General features: G+C 72.7%; 20 protein-coding genes. 11 read left to right on the top strand and 9 right to left on the bottom strand.

What is annotated here, in order from left to right:
* Positions 1 to 2: 2 nt before the first annotated feature.
* From IEY91_RS23190 to IEY91_RS23175, 4 genes are read left to right on the top strand one after another with little or no spacing between them, the layout of a single operon-like run.
* The gene (locus tag IEY91_RS23190) at positions 3 to 1,151 is read left to right on the top strand and encodes an acyl-CoA dehydrogenase family protein (RefSeq protein ID WP_189175517.1); all 1,149 of its coding nucleotides are present in this window, start codon (positions 3 to 5) and stop codon (positions 1,149 to 1,151) included.
* On the top strand, positions 1,148 to 2,260 hold the full coding sequence (locus tag IEY91_RS23185; protein WP_189175516.1) for an enoyl-CoA hydratase/isomerase family protein: 1,113 nt from the start codon (positions 1,148 to 1,150) through the stop codon (positions 2,258 to 2,260). The genes IEY91_RS23190 and IEY91_RS23185 overlap by 4 nt, the downstream gene beginning before the upstream one ends.
* On the top strand, positions 2,257 to 3,186 hold the full coding sequence (mmsB, locus tag IEY91_RS23180; protein WP_189175515.1) for a 3-hydroxyisobutyrate dehydrogenase: 930 nt from the start codon (positions 2,257 to 2,259) through the stop codon (positions 3,184 to 3,186). The genes IEY91_RS23185 and mmsB overlap by 4 nt, the downstream gene beginning before the upstream one ends.
* On the top strand, positions 3,183 to 3,998 hold the full coding sequence (locus IEY91_RS23175) for an enoyl-CoA hydratase (protein ID WP_189175514.1): 816 nt from the start codon (positions 3,183 to 3,185) through the stop codon (positions 3,996 to 3,998). The genes mmsB and IEY91_RS23175 overlap by 4 nt, the downstream gene beginning before the upstream one ends.
* A 24-nt stretch (positions 3,999 to 4,022) precedes the next feature.
* On the opposite strand, the gene IEY91_RS23170 is transcribed toward IEY91_RS23175, so the two are convergent.
* Positions 4,023 to 7,031 carry an ABC transporter substrate-binding protein gene (locus IEY91_RS23170; RefSeq protein ID WP_189175513.1) on the bottom strand — a complete coding sequence of 1,003 codons (3,009 nt, stop codon included), beginning with the start codon at positions 7,029 to 7,031 and terminating at the stop codon, positions 4,023 to 4,025.
* 260 nt (positions 7,032 to 7,291) lie between these two features.
* Between IEY91_RS23170 and IEY91_RS23165 the strand changes: the two genes are divergently transcribed.
* Complete coding sequence (locus IEY91_RS23165; RefSeq protein ID WP_189175512.1) at positions 7,292 to 10,039, top strand: discoidin domain-containing protein; 2,748 nt, start codon at positions 7,292 to 7,294, stop codon at positions 10,037 to 10,039.
* A gap of 30 nt (positions 10,040 to 10,069) precedes the next feature.
* Here IEY91_RS23165 and IEY91_RS23160 read toward each other — a convergent pair whose 3' ends face one another.
* Positions 10,070 to 11,266, bottom strand: a complete 1,197-nt coding sequence (locus tag IEY91_RS23160) for a hypothetical protein (RefSeq protein WP_229697175.1) — start codon at positions 11,264 to 11,266, stop codon at positions 10,070 to 10,072.
* Between the two features lie 255 nt (positions 11,267 to 11,521).
* Between IEY91_RS23160 and IEY91_RS23155 the strand changes: the two genes are divergently transcribed.
* The 3 genes from IEY91_RS23155 (at position 11,522) to IEY91_RS23145 (ending at position 12,451) form a co-directional block, all read left to right on the top strand.
* Positions 11,522 to 11,860, top strand: a complete 339-nt coding sequence (locus IEY91_RS23155) for a hypothetical protein (protein WP_189175510.1) — start codon at positions 11,522 to 11,524, stop codon at positions 11,858 to 11,860.
* Positions 11,861 to 11,999: 139 nt separating this feature from the next.
* The gene (locus IEY91_RS23150) at positions 12,000 to 12,209 is read left to right on the top strand and encodes a hypothetical protein (RefSeq protein ID WP_189175509.1); all 210 of its coding nucleotides are present in this window, start codon (positions 12,000 to 12,002) and stop codon (positions 12,207 to 12,209) included.
* A 68-nt stretch (positions 12,210 to 12,277) separates the two neighbouring features.
* Positions 12,278 to 12,451, top strand: a complete 174-nt coding sequence (locus IEY91_RS23145) for a hypothetical protein (protein ID WP_189175508.1) — start codon at positions 12,278 to 12,280, stop codon at positions 12,449 to 12,451.
* 222 nt (positions 12,452 to 12,673) lie between these two features.
* On the opposite strand, the gene IEY91_RS23140 is transcribed toward IEY91_RS23145, so the two are convergent.
* The 3 genes from IEY91_RS23140 to IEY91_RS23130 form a co-directional block, all read right to left on the bottom strand.
* Positions 12,674 to 12,922, bottom strand: coding sequence for a hypothetical protein (locus IEY91_RS23140; protein WP_164317286.1), 249 nt, complete (start codon positions 12,920 to 12,922; stop codon positions 12,674 to 12,676).
* A gap of 196 nt (positions 12,923 to 13,118) precedes the next feature.
* Entirely contained in the window at positions 13,119 to 13,823 is a 705-nt protein-coding gene (locus IEY91_RS23135; RefSeq protein ID WP_164317284.1) for an HAD family hydrolase, read from the bottom strand.
* A gap of 64 nt (positions 13,824 to 13,887) precedes the next feature.
* Positions 13,888 to 14,367, bottom strand: coding sequence for an Lrp/AsnC family transcriptional regulator (locus tag IEY91_RS23130; RefSeq protein WP_164317282.1), 480 nt, complete (start codon positions 14,365 to 14,367; stop codon positions 13,888 to 13,890).
* Positions 14,368 to 14,602: 235 nt separating this feature from the next.
* On the opposite strand from IEY91_RS23130, the gene IEY91_RS23125 reads away from it, so the two are divergent.
* From IEY91_RS23125 to IEY91_RS23115, 3 genes are all read left to right on the top strand, one after another.
* Positions 14,603 to 15,298 carry a L,D-transpeptidase family protein gene (locus tag IEY91_RS23125; protein ID WP_164317280.1) on the top strand — a complete coding sequence of 232 codons (696 nt, stop codon included), beginning with the start codon at positions 14,603 to 14,605 and terminating at the stop codon, positions 15,296 to 15,298.
* A gap of 217 nt (positions 15,299 to 15,515) precedes the next feature.
* Entirely contained in the window at positions 15,516 to 17,024 is a 1,509-nt protein-coding gene (locus tag IEY91_RS23120) for an FUSC family protein (protein ID WP_164317278.1), read from the top strand.
* 135 nt (positions 17,025 to 17,159) lie between these two features.
* Positions 17,160 to 18,200, top strand: coding sequence for a lactonase family protein (locus IEY91_RS23115; RefSeq protein ID WP_189175507.1), 1,041 nt, complete (start codon positions 17,160 to 17,162; stop codon positions 18,198 to 18,200).
* 83 nt (positions 18,201 to 18,283) lie between these two features.
* Here IEY91_RS23115 and IEY91_RS23110 read toward each other — a convergent pair whose 3' ends face one another.
* From IEY91_RS23110 to IEY91_RS23095, 4 genes are all read right to left on the bottom strand, one after another.
* A complete protein-coding gene (locus IEY91_RS23110; protein WP_164317274.1) occupies positions 18,284 to 19,228 on the bottom strand; it encodes a sirohydrochlorin chelatase in 945 nt (314 codons plus the stop codon).
* Positions 19,229 to 19,459: 231 nt separating this feature from the next.
* Positions 19,460 to 20,464, bottom strand: coding sequence for an N-acetylglucosamine kinase (locus tag IEY91_RS23105; RefSeq protein WP_189175506.1), 1,005 nt, complete (start codon positions 20,462 to 20,464; stop codon positions 19,460 to 19,462).
* A complete protein-coding gene (locus IEY91_RS23100; protein ID WP_164317270.1) occupies positions 20,461 to 21,138 on the bottom strand; it encodes a uracil-DNA glycosylase in 678 nt (225 codons plus the stop codon). The genes IEY91_RS23105 and IEY91_RS23100 overlap by 4 nt, the downstream gene beginning before the upstream one ends.
* A gap of 128 nt (positions 21,139 to 21,266) precedes the next feature.
* Positions 21,267 to 22,352, bottom strand: a complete 1,086-nt coding sequence (locus tag IEY91_RS23095; RefSeq protein ID WP_164317268.1) for a WD40/YVTN/BNR-like repeat-containing protein — start codon at positions 22,350 to 22,352, stop codon at positions 21,267 to 21,269.
* Positions 22,353 to 22,396 lie beyond the last annotated feature (44 nt).

Here is a 22,396-nt window from a genome sequence, read left to right as displayed (position 1 = left end):
CCATGACCAGCTCCCTGCTCACCGACGACCAGCTCGCCATCGTCGAGACGACCCTGGACTTCGCCCAGGAACACCTGGCCCCGCACGCCCTCGCATGGGACCAGGAGAAGCACTTCCCCGTGGAGGTGCTGCGCAAGGCCGCGCATCTGGGGCTCGGCGGCATGTACGTCGCCGAGGACGCGGGCGGCTCCGGGCTCACCCGGGCCGACGGCGTCCTCGTCTTCGAGGCCCTCGCCTCCGGCTGCCCGTCCATCGCGGGCTATCTGTCGATCCACAACATGGTCGCCTGGATGATCGACCGGTACGGCGACGAGGCCCAGCGCGCCCGCTGGCTCGCGCCGCTGACCACGATGGACTGGCTCGGCAGCTACTGCCTCACCGAGCCCGGCGCGGGCTCGGACGCGGCCGGCTTGAGCACCCGCGCCGAGCGGGACCGCGACACGTACGTCCTGAACGGCGTCAAGCAGTTCATCTCCGGCGCGGGCGCCGCGCACGTCTACATCGTGATGGCCCGCACGGGCGAGAGCGGCCCCGGCGGCGTCTCCGCCTTCGTCGTCGAGCGCGACGACCCCGGCCTGTCCTTCGGCCCCAACGAGAAGAAGATGGGCTGGAACGCCCAGCCCACCCGGCAGGTCATCCTCGAGGACGTGCGGGTGCCCGTCGACCGGCTGCTCGGCGGCGAGGGCAACGGCTTCCGCATCGCCATGAACGGCCTCAACGGCGGCCGCCTCGGCATCGCCGCCTGCTCCCTCGGCGGCGCCCGCAGCGCCCTCGACCGCAGCCTCACCCACCTCGCCGACCGCGAGGCCTTCGGGGCGCGGCTCCTGGACGCGCAGGCCCTGCAGTTCCGGCTCGCCGACATGGCGACCGAACTGGCCGCCGCCCGCGCCCTGGTGCGGCAGGCCGCCCAGGCCCTCGACGCGGGCGACCCGCAGGCACCCCAACTGTGCGCCATGGCGAAGCAGTTCGCCACCGACACCGGCCACTCGGTGGCCGACCGCGCGCTCCAACTGCACGGCGGCTACGGCTATCTGACCGAGTACGGCATCGAGAAGCTCGTCCGCGACCTGCGGGTCCACCGCATCCTGGAAGGAACCAACGAGATCATGCGCCTGATCGTCGCCCGCGGCCTGACGGGGGCGCTGCGATGACCGCCGCCACCGACGAGCAGGTCCTGCTGCGCACCGAGGGCCGCGCCGCGTACATCGTCCTCAACCGGCCCAAGGCCCTGAACGCCCTCACCCACGCCATGGTCCGCCGCATCGAGACGGCCCTCGACGCCTGGGAGACGGACCCGGCCGTCGAGACCGTCGTGCTCACCGGTGCGGGGGAGCGCGGGCTGTGCGCGGGCGGCGACATCCGCGCCATCCACGACGACGCGCGCGCGGGCCTCGACGGAACGGACACCGCCCGCGCGGCCACCGCGGGCAGCGCCACCGCGGACTTCTGGCGCGACGAGTACCGCCTCAACGCCCGCATCGCCCGCTACCGCAAGCCGTACGTCGCCGTCATGGACGGCATCGTCATGGGCGGCGGCGTGGGCGTCTCCGCGCACGGCAGCGTCCGTGTCGTCACCGAACGCTCGCGCATCGCCATGCCCGAGACCGGCATCGGCTTCGTCCCCGACGTCGGCGGCACCTATCTCCTGAGCCTCGCGCCCGGCGAACTCGGCACCCATCTGGCGCTGTCAGGGCAGCAAGTGGGCGCGCGGGACGCGCTGCTGTGCGGGCTCGCCGACCACTTCGTGCCCTCCGAGCTGCTGCCGCGCCTCGTCGCGGATCTCGCGGCCGATCCGGTACGTGACGTCCTTGCCCGGTACGTCGCCGAAGCACCGCCCGGCGTGCTCGCGGAGCAGCGGGAGTGGATCGACGCCTGCTACGCGGCAGGCAGCGTCGAGGAGATCGTCGACCGCCTGGAGGGACACGGCGCGCAGGCGGCCAAGGAGGCCGCCGAGACGCTGCACGCCAAGTCGCCCACCGCCCTGAAGGTCACGCTGACTTCGCTGCGCCGGGCACGCCAGCTCGGCCCGCTGGAGCGCGTGCTCACGCAGGAGTACCGGGTGTCGTGCGCGGCCCTCGCCTCCGCCGACCTCGTCGAGGGCATTCGCGCCCAGGTCGTCGACAAGGATCGCAACCCGCGCTGGACCCCGGCCACCCTTGCCGACGTCACGGACGACGACGTCGCCCGCTACTTCGCCCCCCTCGGCGCGCGCGAACTCGCCCTCGCCACCGACCACTTCACCCAGGAGGTGCCCTGGTGAGCGCCGTCATCGCCTTCGTAGGCCTCGGTCACATGGGCGGCCCCATGGCCGCCAACCTCGTCAAGGCCGGACACCGGGTCGTCGGCCACGACCTGGTGCCAAAAGCCCTGGACGCCGCCGTGGCCGCGGGGGTCGAGGCCGCGCCCTCGGCCGTCGCCGCCGCAGCCGAGGCCGACATCGTCCTCACCATGCTGCCCGCGGGCCGCCACGTCCTCGCCCTCTACCAGGACGAGGGGCTGCTCGCCGCCGCCCGGCCCGGCACGCTGTTCGTCGACTGCTCGACCATCGACGTCGCCGACGCGCGCACGGCCCACGAAGCGGCCGTGGCCGCGGGCCACCGCGCCGTCGACGCCCCCGTCTCGGGCGGCGTCATGGGCGCCGAAGCGGGCACGCTCACCTTCATGGTCGGCGGTGACGAGGACGCGTTCGCGCAGGCCGAGCCGCTGCTCGCCGCGATGGGCAAGAAGGCCGTGCACTGCGGGGCGGCGGGGGCAGGACAGGCCGCGAAGATCTGCAACAACATGATCCTCGGCGTCTCGATGATCGCCGTGAGCGAGGCGTTCGTCCTCGGCGAGAGCCTCGGCCTTTCCCACCAGGCGCTGTACGATGTCGCGTCCACGGCGTCCGGCCAGTGCTGGGCGCTGAGTGTCAACTGCCCCGTGCCGGGACCGGTTCCCGGCTCGCCCGCCAACCGCGACTACCGGCCCGGCTTCGCCGCCCCGCTGATGGCCAAGGACCTGGGCCTCGCCGCGAACGCGGTGCGCGCGGGCGGCGTCGACGCCGAACTGGGCCTGCGCGCCGCCGCGTTGTACGCCGCCTTCGCCGAGGGCGACGGAGCGGCGGAGGACTTCTCCGGGATCGTCCGGGCCATCAGGGAGCGCTCCGGACAGCAGCTCACCGACGACAAGAGGAACCAGGAATCATGACCGACCCCACGGCCACCACGGACTCCGCGGCCACCACGGACTCGTACGAGACGATCCTCGTGGAACGCAAGGGCAGGGTGGCCCTGCTCACGCTGAACCGCCCCAAGGCCCTCAACGCCCTGAACCTCCAGGTGATGCGGGAGGTCGTCGCCGCCGCCGAGGCCCTCGACCGGGACCCGGAGGTCGGCTGCATCGTCCTCACCGGCTCCGCGAAGGCGTTCGCCGCGGGCGCCGACATCAAGGAGATGAGCCCGCAGAACTACCTGGACATGTACCTGAGCGACTGGTTCACGGCCTGGGACCGGCTCGGCCAGGTGCGCACCCCGACGCTCGCCGCCGTCTCCGGCTACGCCCTCGGCGGCGGCTGTGAGCTGGCCATGCTCTGCGACATCCTGCTCGCCGCCGACACGGCCGTCTTCGGCCAGCCGGAGATCAAGCTGGGCGTCATCCCCGGCATCGGCGGCTCGCAGCGCCTGACCCGCGCCGTCGGCAAGGCCAAGGCCATGGAGCTGTGCCTGACCGGCCGCACCATGGACGCCGAGGAGGCCGAGCGCGCCGGACTCGTCTCGCGCGTCGTCCCCGCCGACGAACTGCTCGCCGAGGCGCTGAGCGTCGCCGAGACCGTCGCGGGCATGTCCCTGCCGGTCGCCATGATGGCCAAGGAGTCGGTCAACCGCTCCTTCGAGACGACCCTCACCGAAGGCGTCCGCTTCGAACGGCGCCTGTTCCACGCGGTGTTCGCGACGGCGGACCAGAAGGAGGGCATGACCGCCTTCACGGAGAAGCGCAAGCCGAAGTTCACCCACCGCTAGAGCGGCGACGGGGCGCGCCGCCGCTCAGCGCACGTACGCGTTGAGCGGCGACACGCCGTCGAGGTCGACCTGGAGCCCGTGCAGCGCCTTGGAGTGCAGGTACGTGCGCATCGGCACGTACACGGGCACGGCCGCGGCCTGCTCCATCACGCGGCGGTCGACCGTCGACCACAGTTCGCCCGCGTCACGCAGCGACCGCGCCGAACCGGCCGCGTCCATCGCCGAGTCGACGGTGGGGCTCTTCAGGCGCGAGTAGTTCGACGAGGTGGGGTAGGTGTGCTTGCCGTCGAAGTACTCCGGCAGGGTCGCGGAGCCGACGGGCAGACCCGCGCCCACGGGCAGCCGGAACAGGTCGTACTTCCCCGTGCCCGCGTTCTTGTAGTAGTCCGCCGTGTCGTCCTTCTGCAGCTTGACCCGGAAACCGGCCCGGTCGAGGGCGGTCTTGATCACCTGGGCCCGCTCGGCGTCGGTCGCGTCCGCGTGGCCGAGGGTGAGCTTGAAGCCGCTTTTGTCCGCCTCCTTCAGGAGGGCGCGGGCCTTCGCCGGGTCGCCGTGCTCCCCGGCCCCGTACAGGTCGAAGGGGCGGGCGCCGCGGACACCGGGCGGCAGCAGGTTGTGATGGACCGTGCCGTCCTCGCCGCTGGCCGCGAGCACGTCCCCGGCGGGCAGCGCCGTGGCGATGGCCTTGCGCACCTTGATGTCCTTCACCCGGCGGGTGTTGATCTGGTACGCGTGGATGAAGGGCGACGGCGCGGACAGGCGCCCCGCCCCGCCGGGCGTCCTGCCGAGCCCGTCCTTGCCGAGGGAACCGGTGAACGACATGATCGCCTCGCCCGAACGGGCGGCCACCGTGCGGGACTTGACGTCCTCGACGGAGAGTCCGCCCTCGATGCGGTACGTGTCCGGGTAGGCGGTCCGCAACGGGTCGGTGTCCGGCTTCCACTCGGGGTTGCGGGTCAGTTCGATGTCCTTCGCGCCGGCGAAGGTGCTCACCTGGTACGGGCCGGTGGACGGCACCGTCGGTGAGCCCGTCGAGGTGTCCTTGACCCGGTCGGGCACCGGTGCGCCGCTGGGGCCCGCGAGCGCGACGTTGAAGTCCGGCCGGCCGCTCTCCAGATGGAAGACGACGGTGCGTTCGTCGGGCGTCTCGATGGTGCCCGGCGGCAGGGTGCGGCCGCCGCCGGTGCCGTCCGCCTCCTTGGGGCCGAGCAGCCAGCTGCGCAGGGTCCTGTCGCCGAGGGCGAACGACGGGTCGAGCGTGCGCTCGACGGCGTTCACGAAGTCCTTGGCCACGACAGGGGTCCCGTCGTTGTACTTGAGTCCCGGCTTGAGCGTGAACGTCCAGGTCCGGCCGCCCGACGAGAAGCGGCCGCCGTCGGTGGCCAGGTCGCCGACGAGCTTGACCCTGCCGTCGGGCAGCGTCTTGAGGCCCGTCAGGCTGCGGTGGACCAGGCGGGAGACGAGCCGGTCGGTGCCCGACCACATCTTGCCGGGGTCGACGGTGGTGAGGTCGGCGGGTTCCAGGACGGTGACCCTGCCGCCCTTGCGGGCGCCGGCGACGGCGGGTGCCGGGCCCTCGGAGTCGTCCGCCGTGCCCAGGACCAGCGTCTCGGTCTTGGCTCTCTCGGCCACCGCGTCGCCCTGAGGGCCGGGCTTGGGACGGTCCGATGTGCCCCCCGACGGCTCCTTCCCCGAGTCGTCCTTGGCGCCGCCGAACGGGTCGGTGACGGTGAGCGTCGCGACGAGCGCGGCGACGGCCACGGCCGCGCCGCCCGGGACCCACCAGTTGCGCCACCACGGCCGACCGGCGCGCACGGCGGCGCCCTGGTGGGCGAGCGGGGCGGGCCACAGCGGGGGCGGGGCGGTCGGCCTGGGCGGGGGGAGGGGATAGGAGGTGGGGACGGGCTGGGGCCCGGAGTCGGCGGGGTGCCCGCTGTGGAGCGGGGGGTGCCCGTTCTGGAGCGGGGGCGCGGAGGCCGCGGGCGCCGCCGTGAAGGGTGTCGGGCCGGCGGGCGCCTGGTGGGCGGGTGTGGGAGGAGCGGGCGTCGCCGCCAGGGGCGTCGGAGCGCCCGGAGCGGGAGTGCCCGGAGTAGGGGCGCCGGGTGTGGGAGCGCCGGGTGTGGGAGCGCCGGGCGCAGAGGCGCCGGGAGTCGGGGCGGCCGGTGCGGGCTTCGTCAGGCCGACGGGCCCTTCCTTCGCCAGGGCCTCCAGCTCCGCCCGCGTCTGCTCGGCGTCCGGCCGGTCGGCGGGCGCCTTCGCCAGCATCCGGCCCACCAGTTCGTCCCACGCGGGCGCGAGCCCCGGGCGCCGCGAGGAGAGCCGCTCCGGGGTCTCGTACACATGGCAGTGCATCAGCCCGGCCGCCGACGGTGCCTCGAACGGCGGGGCGCCGGTGAGCATTTCGTGGACCATGCAGCCCAGTGAGTACATGTCGGTGCGCCCGTCGGTCTCGCCGTGCGCGAACCGCTCCGGTGCCATGTAGTGCAGCGTGCCGATGGGGGAGTCGGAGGTGCGGGTGAGATAGCCGCCGGCGCCCGTCGCCGCGTCCAGGAACTTGGCGATGCCGAAGTCGAGGACCTTCACGGTGCCTTCGTCGGTGACCATCACATTGGCGGGCTTGATGTCCCGGTGCACGATGCCCGCCCGGTGCGCCACGGCGAGCGCGCGGCACACCTGCGCCGCGATGTCCGCGACCCGCTGCGGCGAAAGACCCTTGCGGTCCCTGAGCAGGTCGGTCACCGTGCGACCGTTCAGCAGCGGCATCACCAGGTAGGGGATGTCGCCCTCCGAGCCGTGGTCGAAGACCGGCACGATGTACGTGCTGTCGAGTGCCGCCGCGGCCCGCGCCTCCCGCACGAACAGCGCCAGCATGCGCTCGCGGTCCGGCGCCGACGTGTCCTGCGGCAGGCCGAGCAGCTTGACGGCCACCTCCCGGTCGAGCCGGGCGTCCCGGGCCCGCCAGACCGCCCCCATGCCGCCCGCGCCTATACGTTCCGTGAGCGTGTACCGCCCGTCCAGGACTGCGCCGCGCATTCCCTGCCCCACCCCGCCCACCCCGTAGAAACACGCCCACTGCGGGCGGCAAGGTCAATTTACCCGTGCTGTGGAGAAGTTGGAGAGGTGTTGCGCCACGGGCGCCGCTGTCGTCGGCGATCGGCGCGACAGATCGGCTGCGCGTGGCGTGATCTCCACACTCCGTGTTCAGGACTTGATACGTGATGCGCAAGTTATTGACGCGACTCGTTCATGAAATTTATGGTCCGTGGACCCTCACCTCACCACGACGGAGAACAATGACGTACTCCCTGGTATCGCGGCCGCATGCCGTCAGACTGTCCGCAGCGCTGCTCGCCGGAGTGCTCGTCGCCGCGGTCCCGCCGACGGCCCCCTCCCACGCCGACGCCGCCGACACCCCCGGCACCTCCACCGGCTGCCGCCAGGGCGACGGCTGGACGCTCGACAGCACCCGTATCGACCCCAAGGACACGACCCACGCCTTCGTCGGCAACGGCTATCTGGGCCAGCGCGTGGCACCGAACGGCGCGGGCTACGCCGACAGCGACGCGAAGACCGGCTGGCCCCTGTTCACCCCGCGCTACGACGGGTCCTTCGTGTCCGGCCTGTACGCGCACAACAAGCGGACCGCCGAGAACCGGCAGGCCGTCGCCGCGCTGCCCACCTGGACCCCGCTCACCGTCACCACCGGTGGCAAGGGCTCCGACACCTTCAACTCTTCGACGGCACCGGGGCGGATATCCGACTACCGCCAGAGCCTCATGATGCACTGCGGCCTCGTCCGCACCACCCTGACCTGGACCGCGGCCGACGGCCGCCGCACCGACCTGGTCTACGACGTGCTCGCCGACCGCACCGACCCGCACGTCGGCGCCGTACGCGTGAAGATGCGCCCGCACTGGAGCGGCGAGGCCACCGTCACCGACCTCATCGACGGGCGCGGCGCGCGCCGCGTGCAGCAGACGGGCGGCGGGGACCGGACCGGCGGCCAGGGGCACGGCCGTACCGGATCGACCATGGACGTCGCCTTCCGTACGGACGGCACGAAGGTCCGCGGCGCGGTCGCCTCCACCCTGCGCGCCGGACACGGCGTACACGGCGCCAAGGCGCAACGAGCCGTTGATGCCAAGAAGTTGACGAATCGTCAGTCACTCACGCTCCCGGTGCGGTCCGGGCGGTCGTACGAACTCACCAAGTACGTGGGCGTCGACACCGGCCTGACCTCGCGCTCCCCGCGCAAGGACGCCGCCGCTGCCTCGCGGCGTGCGGCGGAGCGCGGCTGGGACGCCGTCCTCAGGTCGCACACCGCCGCCTGGGCGCGGCTGTGGCGCAGCGACATCGAGGTGGGGGGACGGCAGCGCGAGCTCCAGACATGGGTGCGCTCCGCCCAGTACGGACTGCTCTCCAGTACCCGCGAGGGCGCCGACAACAGCATCGCCCCGGCCGGTCTCACCAGCGACAACTACGCGGGCCTCGTCTTCTGGGACGCCGAGACCTGGATGTACCCCGGACTCCTCGCCACCCGGCCCGACCTTGCCAAGTCCGTGGTCGACTACCGCTACCGCACCCGCGCGGGAGCCCGCGACAACGCCCGCAAGTTCGGCTACGAGGGGCTCTTCTACCCCTGGAACAGCGGAAGTTCGGGCGACGTGGCCAAGGAGTGCCACAGCGTGGACCCGCCGCACTGCCGCACCCAGATCCACCTCCAGGCCGACATCTCCCTGGCCACCTGGCAGTACTACCTGGCCACCAAGGACACCAAGTGGCTGCGCGAGCGCGGCTGGCCGGTGATGAAGGGCATCGCCGAGTTCTGGGCGGGCCGCGTCAGCCGCAACACGGACGGCAGCTACTCGATCAAGGACACCGCGGGCCCCGACGAGTACAGCAACGGCGTCGACGACGCGGTGTTCACCAACGCGGGCGCCGCCACCGCCCTGCGCAACGCCGCCCACGCCGCGAAGCTCCTCGGCAAGGCGGCCCCGGCCGAGTGGACCTCGATCGCCGACAAGATCCGCATCCCGTACGACGCCAAGCGCAAGGTCTTCGAGCAGTACGACGGCTACAAGGGCAGCAAGATCAAGCAGGCCGACACGGTTCTGCTGATGTACCCGCTGGAGTGGCCCATGCCCGAGGGCGCCGCGGCCGCCACGCTCGACTACTACGCGCAGCGCACCGACCCGGACGGCCCCGCCATGACGGACTCGGTGCACGCCATCGACGCCGCCGGGATCGGCGAGCCGGGCTGCTCCACGTACACCTATCTGGAACGTTCCATCAAGCCGTTCGTACGTGGGCCGTTCGCGCAGTTCTCGGAGGCCCGCGGCGAGAAGGCCGGCGCCCACGACCCGTTGGCGGGCTCGCCGGCGCACGACTTCCTCACCGGCAAGGGCGGCTTCCTGCAGATCTTCACCAACGGCCTGACCGGCATGCGGATGCGGGAGGACCGGCTGCGCCTGGACCCGATGCTGCCGCCGCAGCTCTCCGACGGAGTCACCCTGCGCTCGCTGACCTGGCAGGGACGCACGTACGACGTCGAGATCGGCGCCCACCACACCACGGTGCGGCTCACCTCCGGAGCGCCGATGACCCTCGACACTCCGCAGGGCACGCAGGTCGTCAGCGAGGGCGCCCCCGTCGTCCTGAAGACCCGCCGCCCCGACCTCGCCCCCACCGCCAACGAGGCCCGCTGCACGCCCGCGAAGGCGTCGTCGGAGGAGCCCGGCATGTACGCGGGCGCCGCGGTCGACGGCAACACGGCCACCGCGTGGGTCCCTGACGCGGCGACCGGCACCCTGACGGCCGACCTCGGCGAGCCGGTCCGCGTCAGGGAGGTCACCCCGACATGGACCGGCGTGAAGCCGCAGTCGTACGACATCGAGGTGTCCCTGGACGGGCGGCAGTGGCACGCGGCCAAGTCCGCCGCGGACACGGACGATCCGCGGCTCGCGCGGTACGTGCGGGTGACGGTGCGCGGCGCGGCGGACGCCAAGGAGCACCCGGGCATCACGGAACTCACCGTGAAGTAGCGGGGTTCGCTGGGCAGGTGGAGCGCCGCTTCACCCCGCCTTCGAGGCCCTGTCGAAGAAGCTGACGATCTTCGGCAGGGCCTGCCCGACGGATTCACTGTGGTCGAATTCTCCGCCGAGGTCGGTGCTCTCGTGCGGGGCGCCGTTCCTCGTCAACTGCCGTGCGCAGTACGTGGAGTGGGAGGAATCGACGTCCCTGTCTCCCGCACTGTAGAAGATCGCCACCGGTACGTCCGGCCGCCAGTCGCAGGTGCTGTCCAGCGGGCGGAGCCTGTCCTTGAGGATCCCGGCGGGCTTGCGGATCTTGTTGAGGAAGTCCTCGGTGAACAGGTCCCGGGAGGCCGGCGGGAGGGCGCCCGCGATCTGCTCGGTGGTGTGATGGCCGTCGAAGAGGCGCTCCACCTTCTGGTCGTAGGGTGCGCGGAAGGCGTCGCTGGGGGAGTTGTAGAGGCCGCCGTACATCTTGTTCCAGGCGGTGGCGAAGTACGCCAGGTAGAGGCCGGACTTCTCGATCTTGTCGTTGGCCGCGTCGGCCTCGAAGGCGGTGAGGTGGAAGGGGCCGCTGACCGGCGCGAGAGCGCCAAGGCGGAAGTAGCGGTCGGCGCCTTCCCGTTGTAGTGCCCGGCCCACCATCATGGTCGCGGGCCCGCCCTGCGAGAACCCGCTGACCTGCACTGTCCGCTTCAACTCCCGGCCCTCGCGGTGGGCGAGGGCACGGGCGGCGCGCAGCCCGTCCACGGAGGCGGCGACCGTGGCCCCCGGGTCCCCGTAGGGGTGGAACCCCTCGCCGGTGCCGAGGCCCACGTAGTCGGGGGCCGAGACGGCCCGCCCGGTCGACGCGAAGAGGAGTGCGGCCCGGCGGTCCCCCGAGTCCGGGTTCTGCGAGGCGACGTCCTTGCGGTACACGGTCGTTCCGTGCAGCCAGGAGACGGTGGACAGGTGGCGCGTCCTGCTCTTGGGCAGGACGACGAGCTGGCTCGCGGTGGTGGGGGCGCCCGCGCTGTTCGTGGTGCGGTAGGCGACACGATAGGCCGTCACGCCATGACGGACCTTGGGCCATGTGATCTCGTCCTTGAGCTCATCGGCCACCTCCCCGGCCGTCAGGTCGGCCACTTGCTCGACGGAGACGATGTCTCCGCCCCGCGCCCGCGCGCGCTCGGCGTCGGCCGCCGATGCCGGACTGATCAGAGCGGCCGCGCTGCCGAGGAGAGCCGTACCGGCAAGCATTCGGTTCCGAACTCGCTGTGAAGTCATGGATGGATCTTGGCCGTTGACGGCATCGCCGGGACATGGAGCGGTCACCCGGACCATGAGGGGGGCATCCCCATCAGGGTTCCCCTAAGGGATCCGACGGGGCAGCTGCGCAAAGTGCGACGGCGGGTGCGACGGGGGGCGCGCGGTGTATTTCCCGCTCCCCCTTCCCGGCCGGTGGGGGTTGTGCCCCCTGGGCGCTCCCGGTGCCGGGGGAGCACCGTTTCGCTCATGACCAAAACACGCATGACGGCGCCCCGCCCGGGCCGCCTGGCCCTGGCCGCGGGCGCCGCGCTCGCGCTCCTCGTCGCACTGCCCATGAGCAGCGCCCACGCCGCCTCCGGCTCGCTCCTCTACGAATCGACCACGGGGGAGAGCCTCCGGATCGACGACCCGATCCTCGGCAAGTGCTACGGCCTCTACAAGGCGAAGGGGGCGTCCAACCAGACCAACGCCACCGCAACGATCTTCTTCGACGCCAACTGCGAGAGGGAGTGGGGCAGCCTGCAGCCCGGCGGGTACTCCAGCAACTTCCTTGCCACCCTCTACAGCGTGCGGTTCGGCTCGTAGCGGCCTCGTGCCTCGTACGAGGGACACCCCGCATGGCCGCCGCACGGCGCGGGCAGCCATCTCGCCGCTCGGCAAGGACCGGACAAACCCTTGAGCCGCCTCTCAAGGGAACAACTCCCCTAGAGAACAAGGTGGTTCCATGCGCCGTACCGTCGTCCTCGTGATCGGAGCGCTCGCCGCGATGACCTCACTCACCGCACCGGCCGCCGCGGTCACCGCCGCCCCGGCGGCGGCACACGCGGCGGCGAACCCGCTGCCGCCCCTGGCCGCCGCCGAATCACTGATCAACGAAGGCGTCACCGTCGAAGGCCCGCTCATCAACAACGTGGGGCTGCCGCACCTCCTGTGACGGCATGCGCGGGGCGGCTCGGCCCGCTGTGGCCTAAGGGTTGTCCCCCCCCGGTTCGCGAGGCAGAGATGGACATCCTTTTCCTGGTCTCCGAAGGCCGCGCCCTCGCCGCTCACGGCGAACGTGGAGGCCAGGAAGGCCCGCAGCTGGTCGACCGCCAGGTAGCCGCCCTGGACGTCGGCGGACACCGGACGCGTCAGGGTGCCCGCGTCGCCCGGCGGGACCGCCTCGCCGGCGCCTGAGATGTCGAACGTCTCCGTCCAGACCGTCGCTCCGCCGGACCCGTCGGCGCCGCCCAGCCTTTCGGCCGGGGAAGCCTGCGGGAAGCCGGTCCGCAGGACGTCGAAGACCGCTGCCGCGTCCTGCGCGGAGCAGTCACTGAGTTCCACCGTGACCTGTGCCGAGGACGACCCCGTGTCGTTCACTGCGCATCATCCCTTTCTCGTCGCGTGTGCTCGTGTTCGTCAGCCCGAGGGCTCGTCCGGCACCGGCCGGTCGGGTCCCGGGCCGTGCGCGTGCGGGGCGCCGCGCCTGCCCGTGCCGGCCTCGTCGGTGTCGGGCACGTCGTCGTCCGCGTCGGGGGCGTTGCCGGTCTCCGGCGCGTCGTCGTCCGGGTCCCAGGGATCCTCCTGGTCCGAGGCCTGCTGATCGGGCAGGTCCCGGGGCACCGGCGGGCCGTCCTCGCCGGCCGACGGGGGTATCTGTTCGCTCACGGTCGTGCCTCCGTTCCGTGTGGCGTTCCTTCCGGGTGCGTGTCCGTCCGCAGGTACCCGAGGCGGCCGCGACGACACCTCGTACTGATCACCGTGTACCGGCTCCGGCGATCCGGCCACACGACGGCGCACGACGGCCGCACGAGTCGACACCGGCGGTGGTCTTGGCGGCCGGGACTGCTGTGGGTGTCGAGGGTCATGTCCTCGACGGGCCCCGCGTCCCCGCCGCCAGCCAGTCCAGCGCCGCCCGCGCCGTGAACTCCTCCTGGCCGCCGCGCAGCAGCAGGTCCGCCGCCGCGAACGCCGGGTCGTCCGCCTGCGCCGTGACGTACGGAATCGCGACGCACCGCATGCCCGCGGCCTTCGCGGCGAGGGCGCCCGGCGCGGCGTCCTCCAGGACCACGCAGTCGGCGGGCGCGGCGCCGAGGAGTGCGGCGGCCGCGAGGAACACGTCGGGCGCGGGCTTGCCGTGGGCGACCTCGTCGGCCGAGACGAGCGTCGTCAGGTGGGCGTCCAAGCCCGTGCCCGCGAGGATCGCCTCGATGGCGGGCCGGGACGACCCGGACGCGACGGCCATGGGCACCCCGGCGTCGTACAGCCGCTCCACGAACTTCCGCATCTCCGGGTAGACCCGGGTGGACGCGCGGGCCAGTTCCAGATAGCGGCGGTTCTTCTCCGCGAGCAGGTCGGGGAGCGGCGCGGTCAGGCCGTACCGCTCCTTCCAGAGGGCCAGGGTCTCCTGGGTGGAGATGCCGACGTACGTCTCGTGGTCCTGCCAGGTGAAGTCGGTGATGCCGTGCTCGGCGAGGAGCTGTCGGCCCGCTTCGAAATAGTTCGGCTCGCTGTCCACGAGTGTTCCGTCGAGATCGAAGATGACCGAGGTGTGGTTCAGGGCGCTCATGCACCCCAGCATGCCCGCTGCTTCCCGGCAGCCGCCCGGCCACTGCTCTGCGGCAGCCGCCCGGCTATTTCTCCGCGGCGGCCCGGCCCACCGACTCCACCAGCGGAAGCAGCCGGTGCGGCACCCGCTCGCGCAGCGCCATCTCCGTACGCGTACGCACCACGCCCGGCAGCTGGATCAGGCGCTGGATGACGTCCTCCAGATGACCGTTGTCGCGCGCGACCACCCGGGTCAGCAGATCGCCGCCGCCCGTCATCGAGAACGCCTCGATGATCTCCGGCACGGCCGCGAGCGCGTCCCCGACCTCGTCCAGGTGCCCCTGCGTGACCTCGATGTGCACGAACGCGAGGACCGGGTGGCCGAGCGCGGCGGGGGACAGCTTCGGCCCTGTGCCGGTGATGACGCCCTCCCGCTCCAGGCGGTCCAGGCGCGCCTGGAGGGTGCCGCGCGCGATGCCGAGGATGCGCGCGTACTCCCGCACGCTCGTCCGCGGCTGATCGAGCAGGAGCCGCAGGATGCGGGTGTCGAGTTCGTCGACGGCCATGGTGCGAGGGTCTCCCGGGTGCGAGCGGATCACCGCGACCGTACCGCACGCCCGGCCCGTCCGACCCGGCAGTTCGCGCGACCCGGGGACACCGTCCGCGCCTGGTCGGCCAGGGGGCTGTTACGGACCTGTGTCACTTCACGCTGCAACGAGTCGGCCCCTTGCGCGGTCTAGCTGTCGAAACGCGCAACACACACGTTTGACGCGTACGCATACGAATGAGGAGCGGACCGCAGTGGGGGACATACGCAGACGAGGAATCGTCGCCCTGGGGATCACCACGCTGGTGGCCCCGCTCACGGTGGTGCTGGGGAGCACCACCGCGCAGGCCGCGTCGTGCACGGCACAGACGGGCCCGTACCAGAAGCAGGTCGAGAAGTTCCTCGGCCGCCCGGCGGACGGCAGGCAGTCGACCGCCGACTGCAAGGCCATCAAGGCCTTCCAGACGAAGCACGGCATCACCCCGAACGCCGGCTACGCGGGCTCCGTGACCTGGGGCGTCATGGACCTCATGAACAAGCAGAAGGCGGCGGGCAACAACCCGAACAAGGCGGGCAAGTGCCCGGTGAACAAGGGCCGCATCGCCTGCGTCGACCTGACGCGGCAGCTCAGCTGGATCCAGGACGGCAAGGTCCTGAAGTACGGCCCTGTGCCGGTGCGCACCGGCCGCAACGGGCACGAGACCCGCACCGGCCTGAAGAAGGTCTACTGGCGGGACATCGACCACATTTCGAGCATCTACCACGTGCCGATGCCCTACAGCCAGTTCTTCGACGGCGGCCAGGCCTTCCACTCGGTGGGCATCAGCGTCTGGTCCCCGCCCGGCTCGCACGGCTGCGTGAACATGACGAAGAAGGACGCCACGAAGTACTGGAACACGCTCCGTAAGGGCGACGACGTCTTCGTCTACGGCCGCAAGCCCGGGACCTGATCGCACCATGGCTGCGTCGGCGTGGCCGTTGGCCCGCCGACGCACTGGCACGCGGGGGTGACGCTGGGCCAATGGCCCTGTCCCGACTGTCCGGGTTGAGCCACCCGGCACCCGAATGATGTGATGGACCGGTCGATGGCGCTGCGGGATCCCGCGGCGCCTTATTCATGTCGTGATTCATGTCGTGACGCCGGGACCGTCGAGGGGTGGCCAAGCTGTGCTGAGGAAGATGTTCGTGGCTCCGGATCCGGGACGGCTGCGGCTGCGCGGCGCGACCCGAGCCGTCCTCGGCATCTCGCTGGCGGTCGCGGTCTGCGGTCTGATCGGGCACACGCTCGTCGCGGCCATCATCGCCGGGCTCGCCGCGCTGCTCGCGCTGTTCACCGTCACCGACGCAACCGTGCGCGGCCAGGCGGTCACCACCGCGCTGCTGCCCGCGGTGGGCTTCCCCGTGCTCGCGCTCGCCGCCGTCCTGCACGACTACCCGGTGGCGCGTGACCTGGCGTTCCTGGCCGTCATGGGCGCCGGGGTGTACGCGCGCCGGTGGGGGCCGCGGGGCCACTCCCTCGGCGTGTTCGCGTTCATGACGTTCTTCGCGGCGCAGTTCCTGCACACCGTGCCCGCGCAGCTGCCCGACCTGTACGAAGCCATCGGCATCGCGCTGCTCGCGTCCTCGGCCACCCGCTTCGGGCTGTGGTGCTACGAGCGGCGCCTGCCGCCGCCCACCGTGCCGGCCCTCGCCCAGAGCCGCGGCCTCGCCCGCGCGACCACACGCCAGGCCGTCCAGGCGACCCTCGGCGGCGGCGTCGCCCTCGTCATCGGCCACGCGCTCTCCGGAGACCGCTGGTACTGGGCCATCGGCGCCACCTGGTGGATCTTCGTGAACACCGTCTCGCGCGGGGAGACCCTGGTCCGCGGCTTCCGGCGGGTCCTCGGCACCCTCATCGGCATCGCGGTCGGCGCGGTCGTGGTGCTGCCCCTGCACGGATCCGTCGTGCCCACCGCCGTGATCGTCGCCGTCTGCGTCTTCGGGATCTTCTACACGGCCGCCGTCTCGTACACCTGGATGATGCTGTCGGTGACCGTGATGGCGGGCGGCCTCTACGGCGTGCTCGGCGTCCTCGAACCGGCCCTGCTCGCCCTGCGGCTCCTGGAGACCGCGGCAGGGGCGCTCGGCGCGGTGCTCGCCGTCCTGCTCGTACTGCCCGTCACCACCCACGCCACGACCAACGCCTGGATCGAGCGCGCCGTGCGCACCGTCCACGCCTGCACCCGGGAGTCCGCGGCCCGCCTGTCAGGATCGGCCGCCGCCGACCCGGCCCCGCACATCGCCGACCTCGAAGTGCTCCTCGGCCGGGTGCGCCTCTCGCTCGCCCCGCTGGTGCACCCGCTCAGCCCGCTGCGCGCCCGGCGCGCCCGCGCGCACCAGGTCATCGCGCTGCTCGACGAGTGCGCCCAGCAGGCGCGCAGCCTCGCGGCCGTCGCCGCCGACCCCGAGGCCTCGTACGACGACCGCCTCGCCGCCGCCTGCGAACGGGTCGAGGCCGCAGTCGAAGCGCTCATGGCCTCGGAGGAGGCGCTCGCGGCGCCGGTGCTCCCCGCCGCCGTCAAGCACGCCCCCCTCACCGAGCCCGCGCTCGCGCACCTGCACGGCCTGGAGCGCGCGCTGATCGAACTCGCCACGCCTGTACGCAGCTCGCCGCGCACGCCGCTGATGAGCGCCTGAGCCTTTCCCGGCACCCCTAGGGTTTTTCGGGACCACCCCTCTCTACCCCATGTGGTCCAGACCAACTGCTAGCGTCGCCCCCGTGGGTGCCGCCCGCGACGTCGTGTCCCGGGGGCGAGCCGAGAGGGGCATGCAGTGGGCGGCGGGCAGGCGCGGCGGGCGTACATCGGATCCTTCACACACGCGGGCGGTCCCGGGATCGTCACCGCGTCGTTCGACCCCGGCACCGGTGCGCTGACCGCGCTGGGCGCGACGGACGTCGTGGCCGACCCGTCCTACCTCGCGCTGTCGCCGGACGGCGGCACGCTCTACGCGGTGAGCGAGACCACCGACGGCGCGGTCGCCGCGTTCACGACGGAGGGCGACACGGTACGACCCCTCGGAGCACCCGTGCCCGTGCGCGCCGAGGCGCCCACCCACCTCGCCCTCCACGACGGGCACGTCCACACCGCGAACTACGGCTCCGGCAGCGTCACCACCGTGCCCGTGCACGCCGACGGAAGCCTCAACTCCGCCCCGGCGGGCATCGTGGAGCACCAGGGTTCGGGACCCGACAAGGGACGCCAGGAGGGCCCGCACGCCCACCAGGTGCTTCCCGACCCCGGCGGCCGCTGGATCCTGAGCGTCGACCTCGGCACCGACTCCGTGCGCGTCTGCGTGCCGGGCGACGGCGCACTCACACCGCGCCACGAGGTCGCCCTGCGGCCCGGCACCGGCCCGCGGCACCTCGCCTTCCACCCCGGCGGCCGTGTCGCGTACGTCCTCAACGAGCTCACGCCGACCCTCACCGTGTGCTTCTGGGACCCGGCCGACGGCACGCTGAGGCCGCTCGCGGAGACGCCCGTGCTGGCCGCGGAGCCCGACGGCGACGCCTACCCCTCGGAGGTCGTCGTCGCGCCCGACGGCCGCTTCCTCTGGACGGCGACGCGCGGCGCCGACGTCGTCTCCGTGTTCGCGCTCGACGACGAGGGCGCCACTGCCCGTCTGACGGCTTCCGTGGCCTGCGGCGGCGTCTGGCCCCGTGACCTGGCCGTAGACCCCTCAGGACGCTTTCTGTACGCCGCCAACGAGCGCTCCGGGGACGTCACCTGGTTCGCCCTGGACCCGGAGACCGGACTGCCGCGGCGCGCGGGCGCCCTCGACGTGCCCGCGGCGAGCTGCGTGGTGTTCGGCTGACGGGCCGGGTGGACACTCCTGCACGTCGATGGGCCCGCCCCCGAACTCGGGGCGGGCCCATCGACGTCGTGCCGTGGCGCGTGTCAGTGCACAGGCGCGCCCGACGGCTGCGGCGGCGTGATGCCCAGCGCCGTCGTGTACTTGGACAGGGCCAGCTTGCCGATCGCCGGGTACGGGCCGAGCGGCTCGGCGACGGCGCAGCCCGCCTCCTTCGCGGCCGCGTCCAGCAGGCTCGCGTCCACCTCCGGGCCGATCAGGTACGGCGCGAGGGCGAGCTGGGCCGAACCGGAGCCGCGCAGCTGCTCGGTGATCGCGGCGACCGAGCCCTCCTCGTCCAGGGCGGCGGCCATCACCGGCACGGCCAGGCGCGCGGCGAGCAGCATGCCGGTGATCCCGGCGGCCTGCACGGCCTCCTCGCCGCCCACCGTGGCCAGGACGATGCCGTCCGCGGCGGTCGCGACCGTGAACAGGCGGGCGCGGTCGGCGCGGGCAAGGCCGGCCTCGGACAGGCGCACGTGCAGCGCCTCGGCGAGCAGCGGATGCGGGCCGAGGACGTCGGTCAGCTCGGCGGCGGCACGGCTGTCCATCACGGCCTGCCGGATGCGCCGCATCAGCGCGTTGTCGGGGCCCGCGAGCAGGGGCACCACGACGGCGACGGGACCTTCGGGGCGGCGGGCGTCCTCGACGCCGGCGGCCAGCGCCTGCTCGTAGCGCGCGGTGCGCTCGGCGGCGGTGTGCGCGAGCACGGCCTGGAGGGTGGGGAACTCGGCCGACGGGCCGGCGTCGGCGTCCGTCCCGTCGACGTATCCGATTCTCGCGTCAAGACCGGGCAGCTCGGAGCGCGCGATGGAGACGACTTCCTCGGCGAGGCTGCGCGTGGTCGTGCTGGGTACGCCCGGCACGGCGAGGACGAGTGCGGGCGCGCCCTGCGGAGCCGCGACGGGCTCCGGGCGGCGGTGCCGGCCCGGCTGACGGGGGCGCGGCATTCGTACGGGCAGGCCGGATGCGGGCCCAGTGGGGGAGCTCATGGCGCCGCATGCTACTGGCTTGAGGGGTTTCTCTGTTCGGGGAGGGTGCAGGTCAGCGGTATTAGTCCGATTTGTCAGGGGGGTTTCTGGTGAGTTGGGGAGCGTGTGCCGGTAGGGGGCTTTGGTTCTGGTGTGCGCGGCGCGCGGTTTTCGTCGTGCGCGCTGTGCCTCGTCCACGGCGTACGAGACGTACGCGGGCGGTGTCGTGGCGCCGGAGCTGTGCGCTCCGTTTCACCCCGTGACGTACAACAGGTGGGGATCGTGCGGGAGCTTGAGGGTGTCCGCCGCCAGGTCGAGGGCGATGCGGACGGCGCCGTCGAGCGGGTCGCCCGCCGCGGGCACCCTGCGGGCGTGCGGGAGACGCTCCGTCAGTTGCGCCTCCAGCGGGTCGAGGAGTACGTCGCCGAGCTTCAGCAGGCCGCCGGTCAGGGCGACTTCGCAGGCGCCGTCGGCGGGGCGGGCCGCGACCGCGGCGTCGGCGATGTGACCGGCCGCCTCCCGCAGCACGCGGACCGCCACGGGGTCGCCGTCCGCCGCGCAGCGCCCCACCTCGGGCGCGAACGCGGCGAGTACGGCGGGGCGGTCCGGGCGCGGATACAGCTGGACGGGGAGGCCCGAAAGGGGCTCGCCGAACATCTCCTGCGCGCGGGCGCGCAGCGCGGCCGAGCCGCCCTCGCGCCCGTCGAAGGCACGCATGGCCGCTTCGAGCCCGGCCCGCCCGATCCACGCGCCGCTGCCGCAGTCGCCGAGCAGATGCCCCCAGCCGTCGACCCGGCGCCACGCCGTGAGGTCCGTACCCATGGCGATGAGGCCGGTGCCCGCCGCGACGACGACGCCGGGGCGCTGCCCGAGCGCGCCCGCGTAGGCGGTGACGGCGTCGGCGGCGAGTGCCACGCGCCGGACGCCGTAGGACTCGGCCAGCGCGGACGGCAGTTCGGCGCGCAGTTCGTCGCCGAGCGTCGCCATCCCGGCGGCGCCGACGGCGACCGCGACGATCCGCCCGCCGCCCGCCTCGTCCAGCAACTGCCCGACCATGGGCGTCAGTTGCTTGCTCAGATGCCGGGCGTCGATGCCGCGCGGGCCCGTGCGCACCGGTTCCTTCGAGCGGACCGGCGTCGAGAGGGCCAGCGTCGTACGGAGCGGCGTCGTACCGAGCGGACCGGCCGGGGCGCCGAGCACGGCGCGCAGCCCGGAGCCGCCGGAGTCCACGCCGAGGACGAAGTCCGCCCCCGTCACGGCAGCCGCCAGTCCACCGGCTCGGCGCCCTGCCGCGCCAGGAGGTCGTTGACGCGGCTGAACGGGCGGGAGCCGAAGAAGCCGCGGTCCGCCGACATCGGCGAGGGGTGCGAGGACTCCACCGACGGCAACTGGCCGAGCAGTGGCCGCAGATTGCGGGCGTCACGGCCCCACAGGATGGACACCAGCGGCTTGCCGCGCGCGGCGAGCGCCCGGATGGCCTGCTCCGTGACCTCCTCCCAGCCCTTGCCGCGGTGCGCGGCGGGCTTGCGCGGGGCCGTCGTGAGCGCCCTGTTGAGCAGCAGCACGCCCTGCTGCGTCCAGGGCGTCAGGTCGCCGTTGGACGGCTGGGGCAGGCCCAGGTCGCTGTTCAGTTCGCGGTAGATGTTGATGAGGCTGCCGGGCAGCGGTCTGACGTCGGGTGCCACCGAGAAGGACAGGCCCACCGCGTGCCCGGGCGTGGGGTAGGGGTCCTGGCCGACGATCAGGACGCGCACCTCGTCGAACGGCTGCTGGAAGGCGCGCAGCACATTCGGTCCGGAGGGCAGATAGGTGCGTCCCGCGCCGATCTCCGCGCGCAGGAAGTCGCCCATGGAGGCGATCTGTTCGGCCACCGGCTCCAGGGCCTTGGCCCAGCCGGCTTCGACGATTTCATGCAAGGGTCGTGGTGCCACGGAGCGTCACTCTACTGCCGTACATGCGTCACTGATCAACCGATGGCCGAAGCTCGGGGCCGTCGGGACTCTCGGAGGCCGCCGACCTCCGGGAGCCGCTGGCCGCGCCTGTCGTCAGTCGTCGGTCTTCAGTCCAGGACCGCCGCCCGGACGCACAGGACGTCCGGCAGGTGCGTGGCCAGCTCCTGCCAGGTGTCCCCGTCGTCCGCCGACGCGTACACCTCGCCGTTGCGGTTGCCGAAGTACACGCCCGCCGGGTCGGCGCCGTCGGAGCACATGGCGTCGCGCAGCACCACGCCGAAGTGGTCGCCCTGCGGCAGGCCCGTGCTCAGCGGCTCCCAACTCTTGCCGGCGTCCGCCGTGCGGTAGACGCGACAGCGGCGGTCGGCGGGGACGCGGTCCGCGTCCGCGTTGATCGGGAACACGTACGCCGTGTCGCCGCGGTGCGGGTGGGCGACCGCCGCGAAGCCGAAGTCGGACGGCAGGCCCTCGCCGATGTCGGTCCAGTGGGCGCCCGCGTCGTCGCTGCGATACACCCCCCAGTGGTTCTGCAGATACAGCCGGTCCGGGTCGGCGGCGTCCTTGGCGACCTTGTGCACGCACTGGCCGAACTCCGGGTTCGGGTCCGGCAGGAACACCGCGGAGACCCCGGAGTTGGACGGCCGCCAGCTCGCGCCGCCGTCCTCGGTGCGGAACACGCCCGCCGTGGACACCGCGACCGTCACCGCGGCCGGGTCGCGCTCGTCCGTCAGGATCGTGTGCAGGCCCTCGCCGCCGCCTCCTGGCTGCCACTGCGAGCGCGAGGGATGCTCCCACAGCGGGCGGACGAGCTCGAAGCTCTCGCCGCGGTCCTCGGAGCGGTACAGCGCGGCGGGTTCCGTGCCCGCGTACACCACGTCCGGCTCGGCGGCCGCCGGGTGGAGCTGCCACACCCGCTCCAGCGACGCACCCGTGTCCTTGGGGAACTTGACGGCCGCCTGCTTCGGCTCGGTCCACGTCCTGCCGAGGTCGTCGGAGTGGAACACCGAGGGTCCCCAGTGGGCGCTGTCCCCGCCGACGAGGAGGCGGGGCCGGGGTGTGCGCGTGTCGATCGCGATCGAGTAGATCGCCTGGGCGTTGAAGTACGGACTCTCGTCGAACTGCCACGCACCGCGTGTGCGGCGCCCGACGAACAGGCCCTTGCGAGTACCAACGGTGAGCAGGACGTCAGCCATGACCGACACCTTTCAGACGGCGTTGTCTCAGGTATGGCTCAGTC

The sequence above is a fragment of the Streptomyces lasiicapitis genome (assembly GCF_014646335.1).
Classification (GTDB): Bacteria; Actinomycetota; Actinomycetes; order Streptomycetales; family Streptomycetaceae; genus Streptomyces; species Streptomyces lasiicapitis.
Note: the sequence above shows the minus strand (reverse complement) of the source record. Positions and strands in the feature narration are given on the sequence as shown.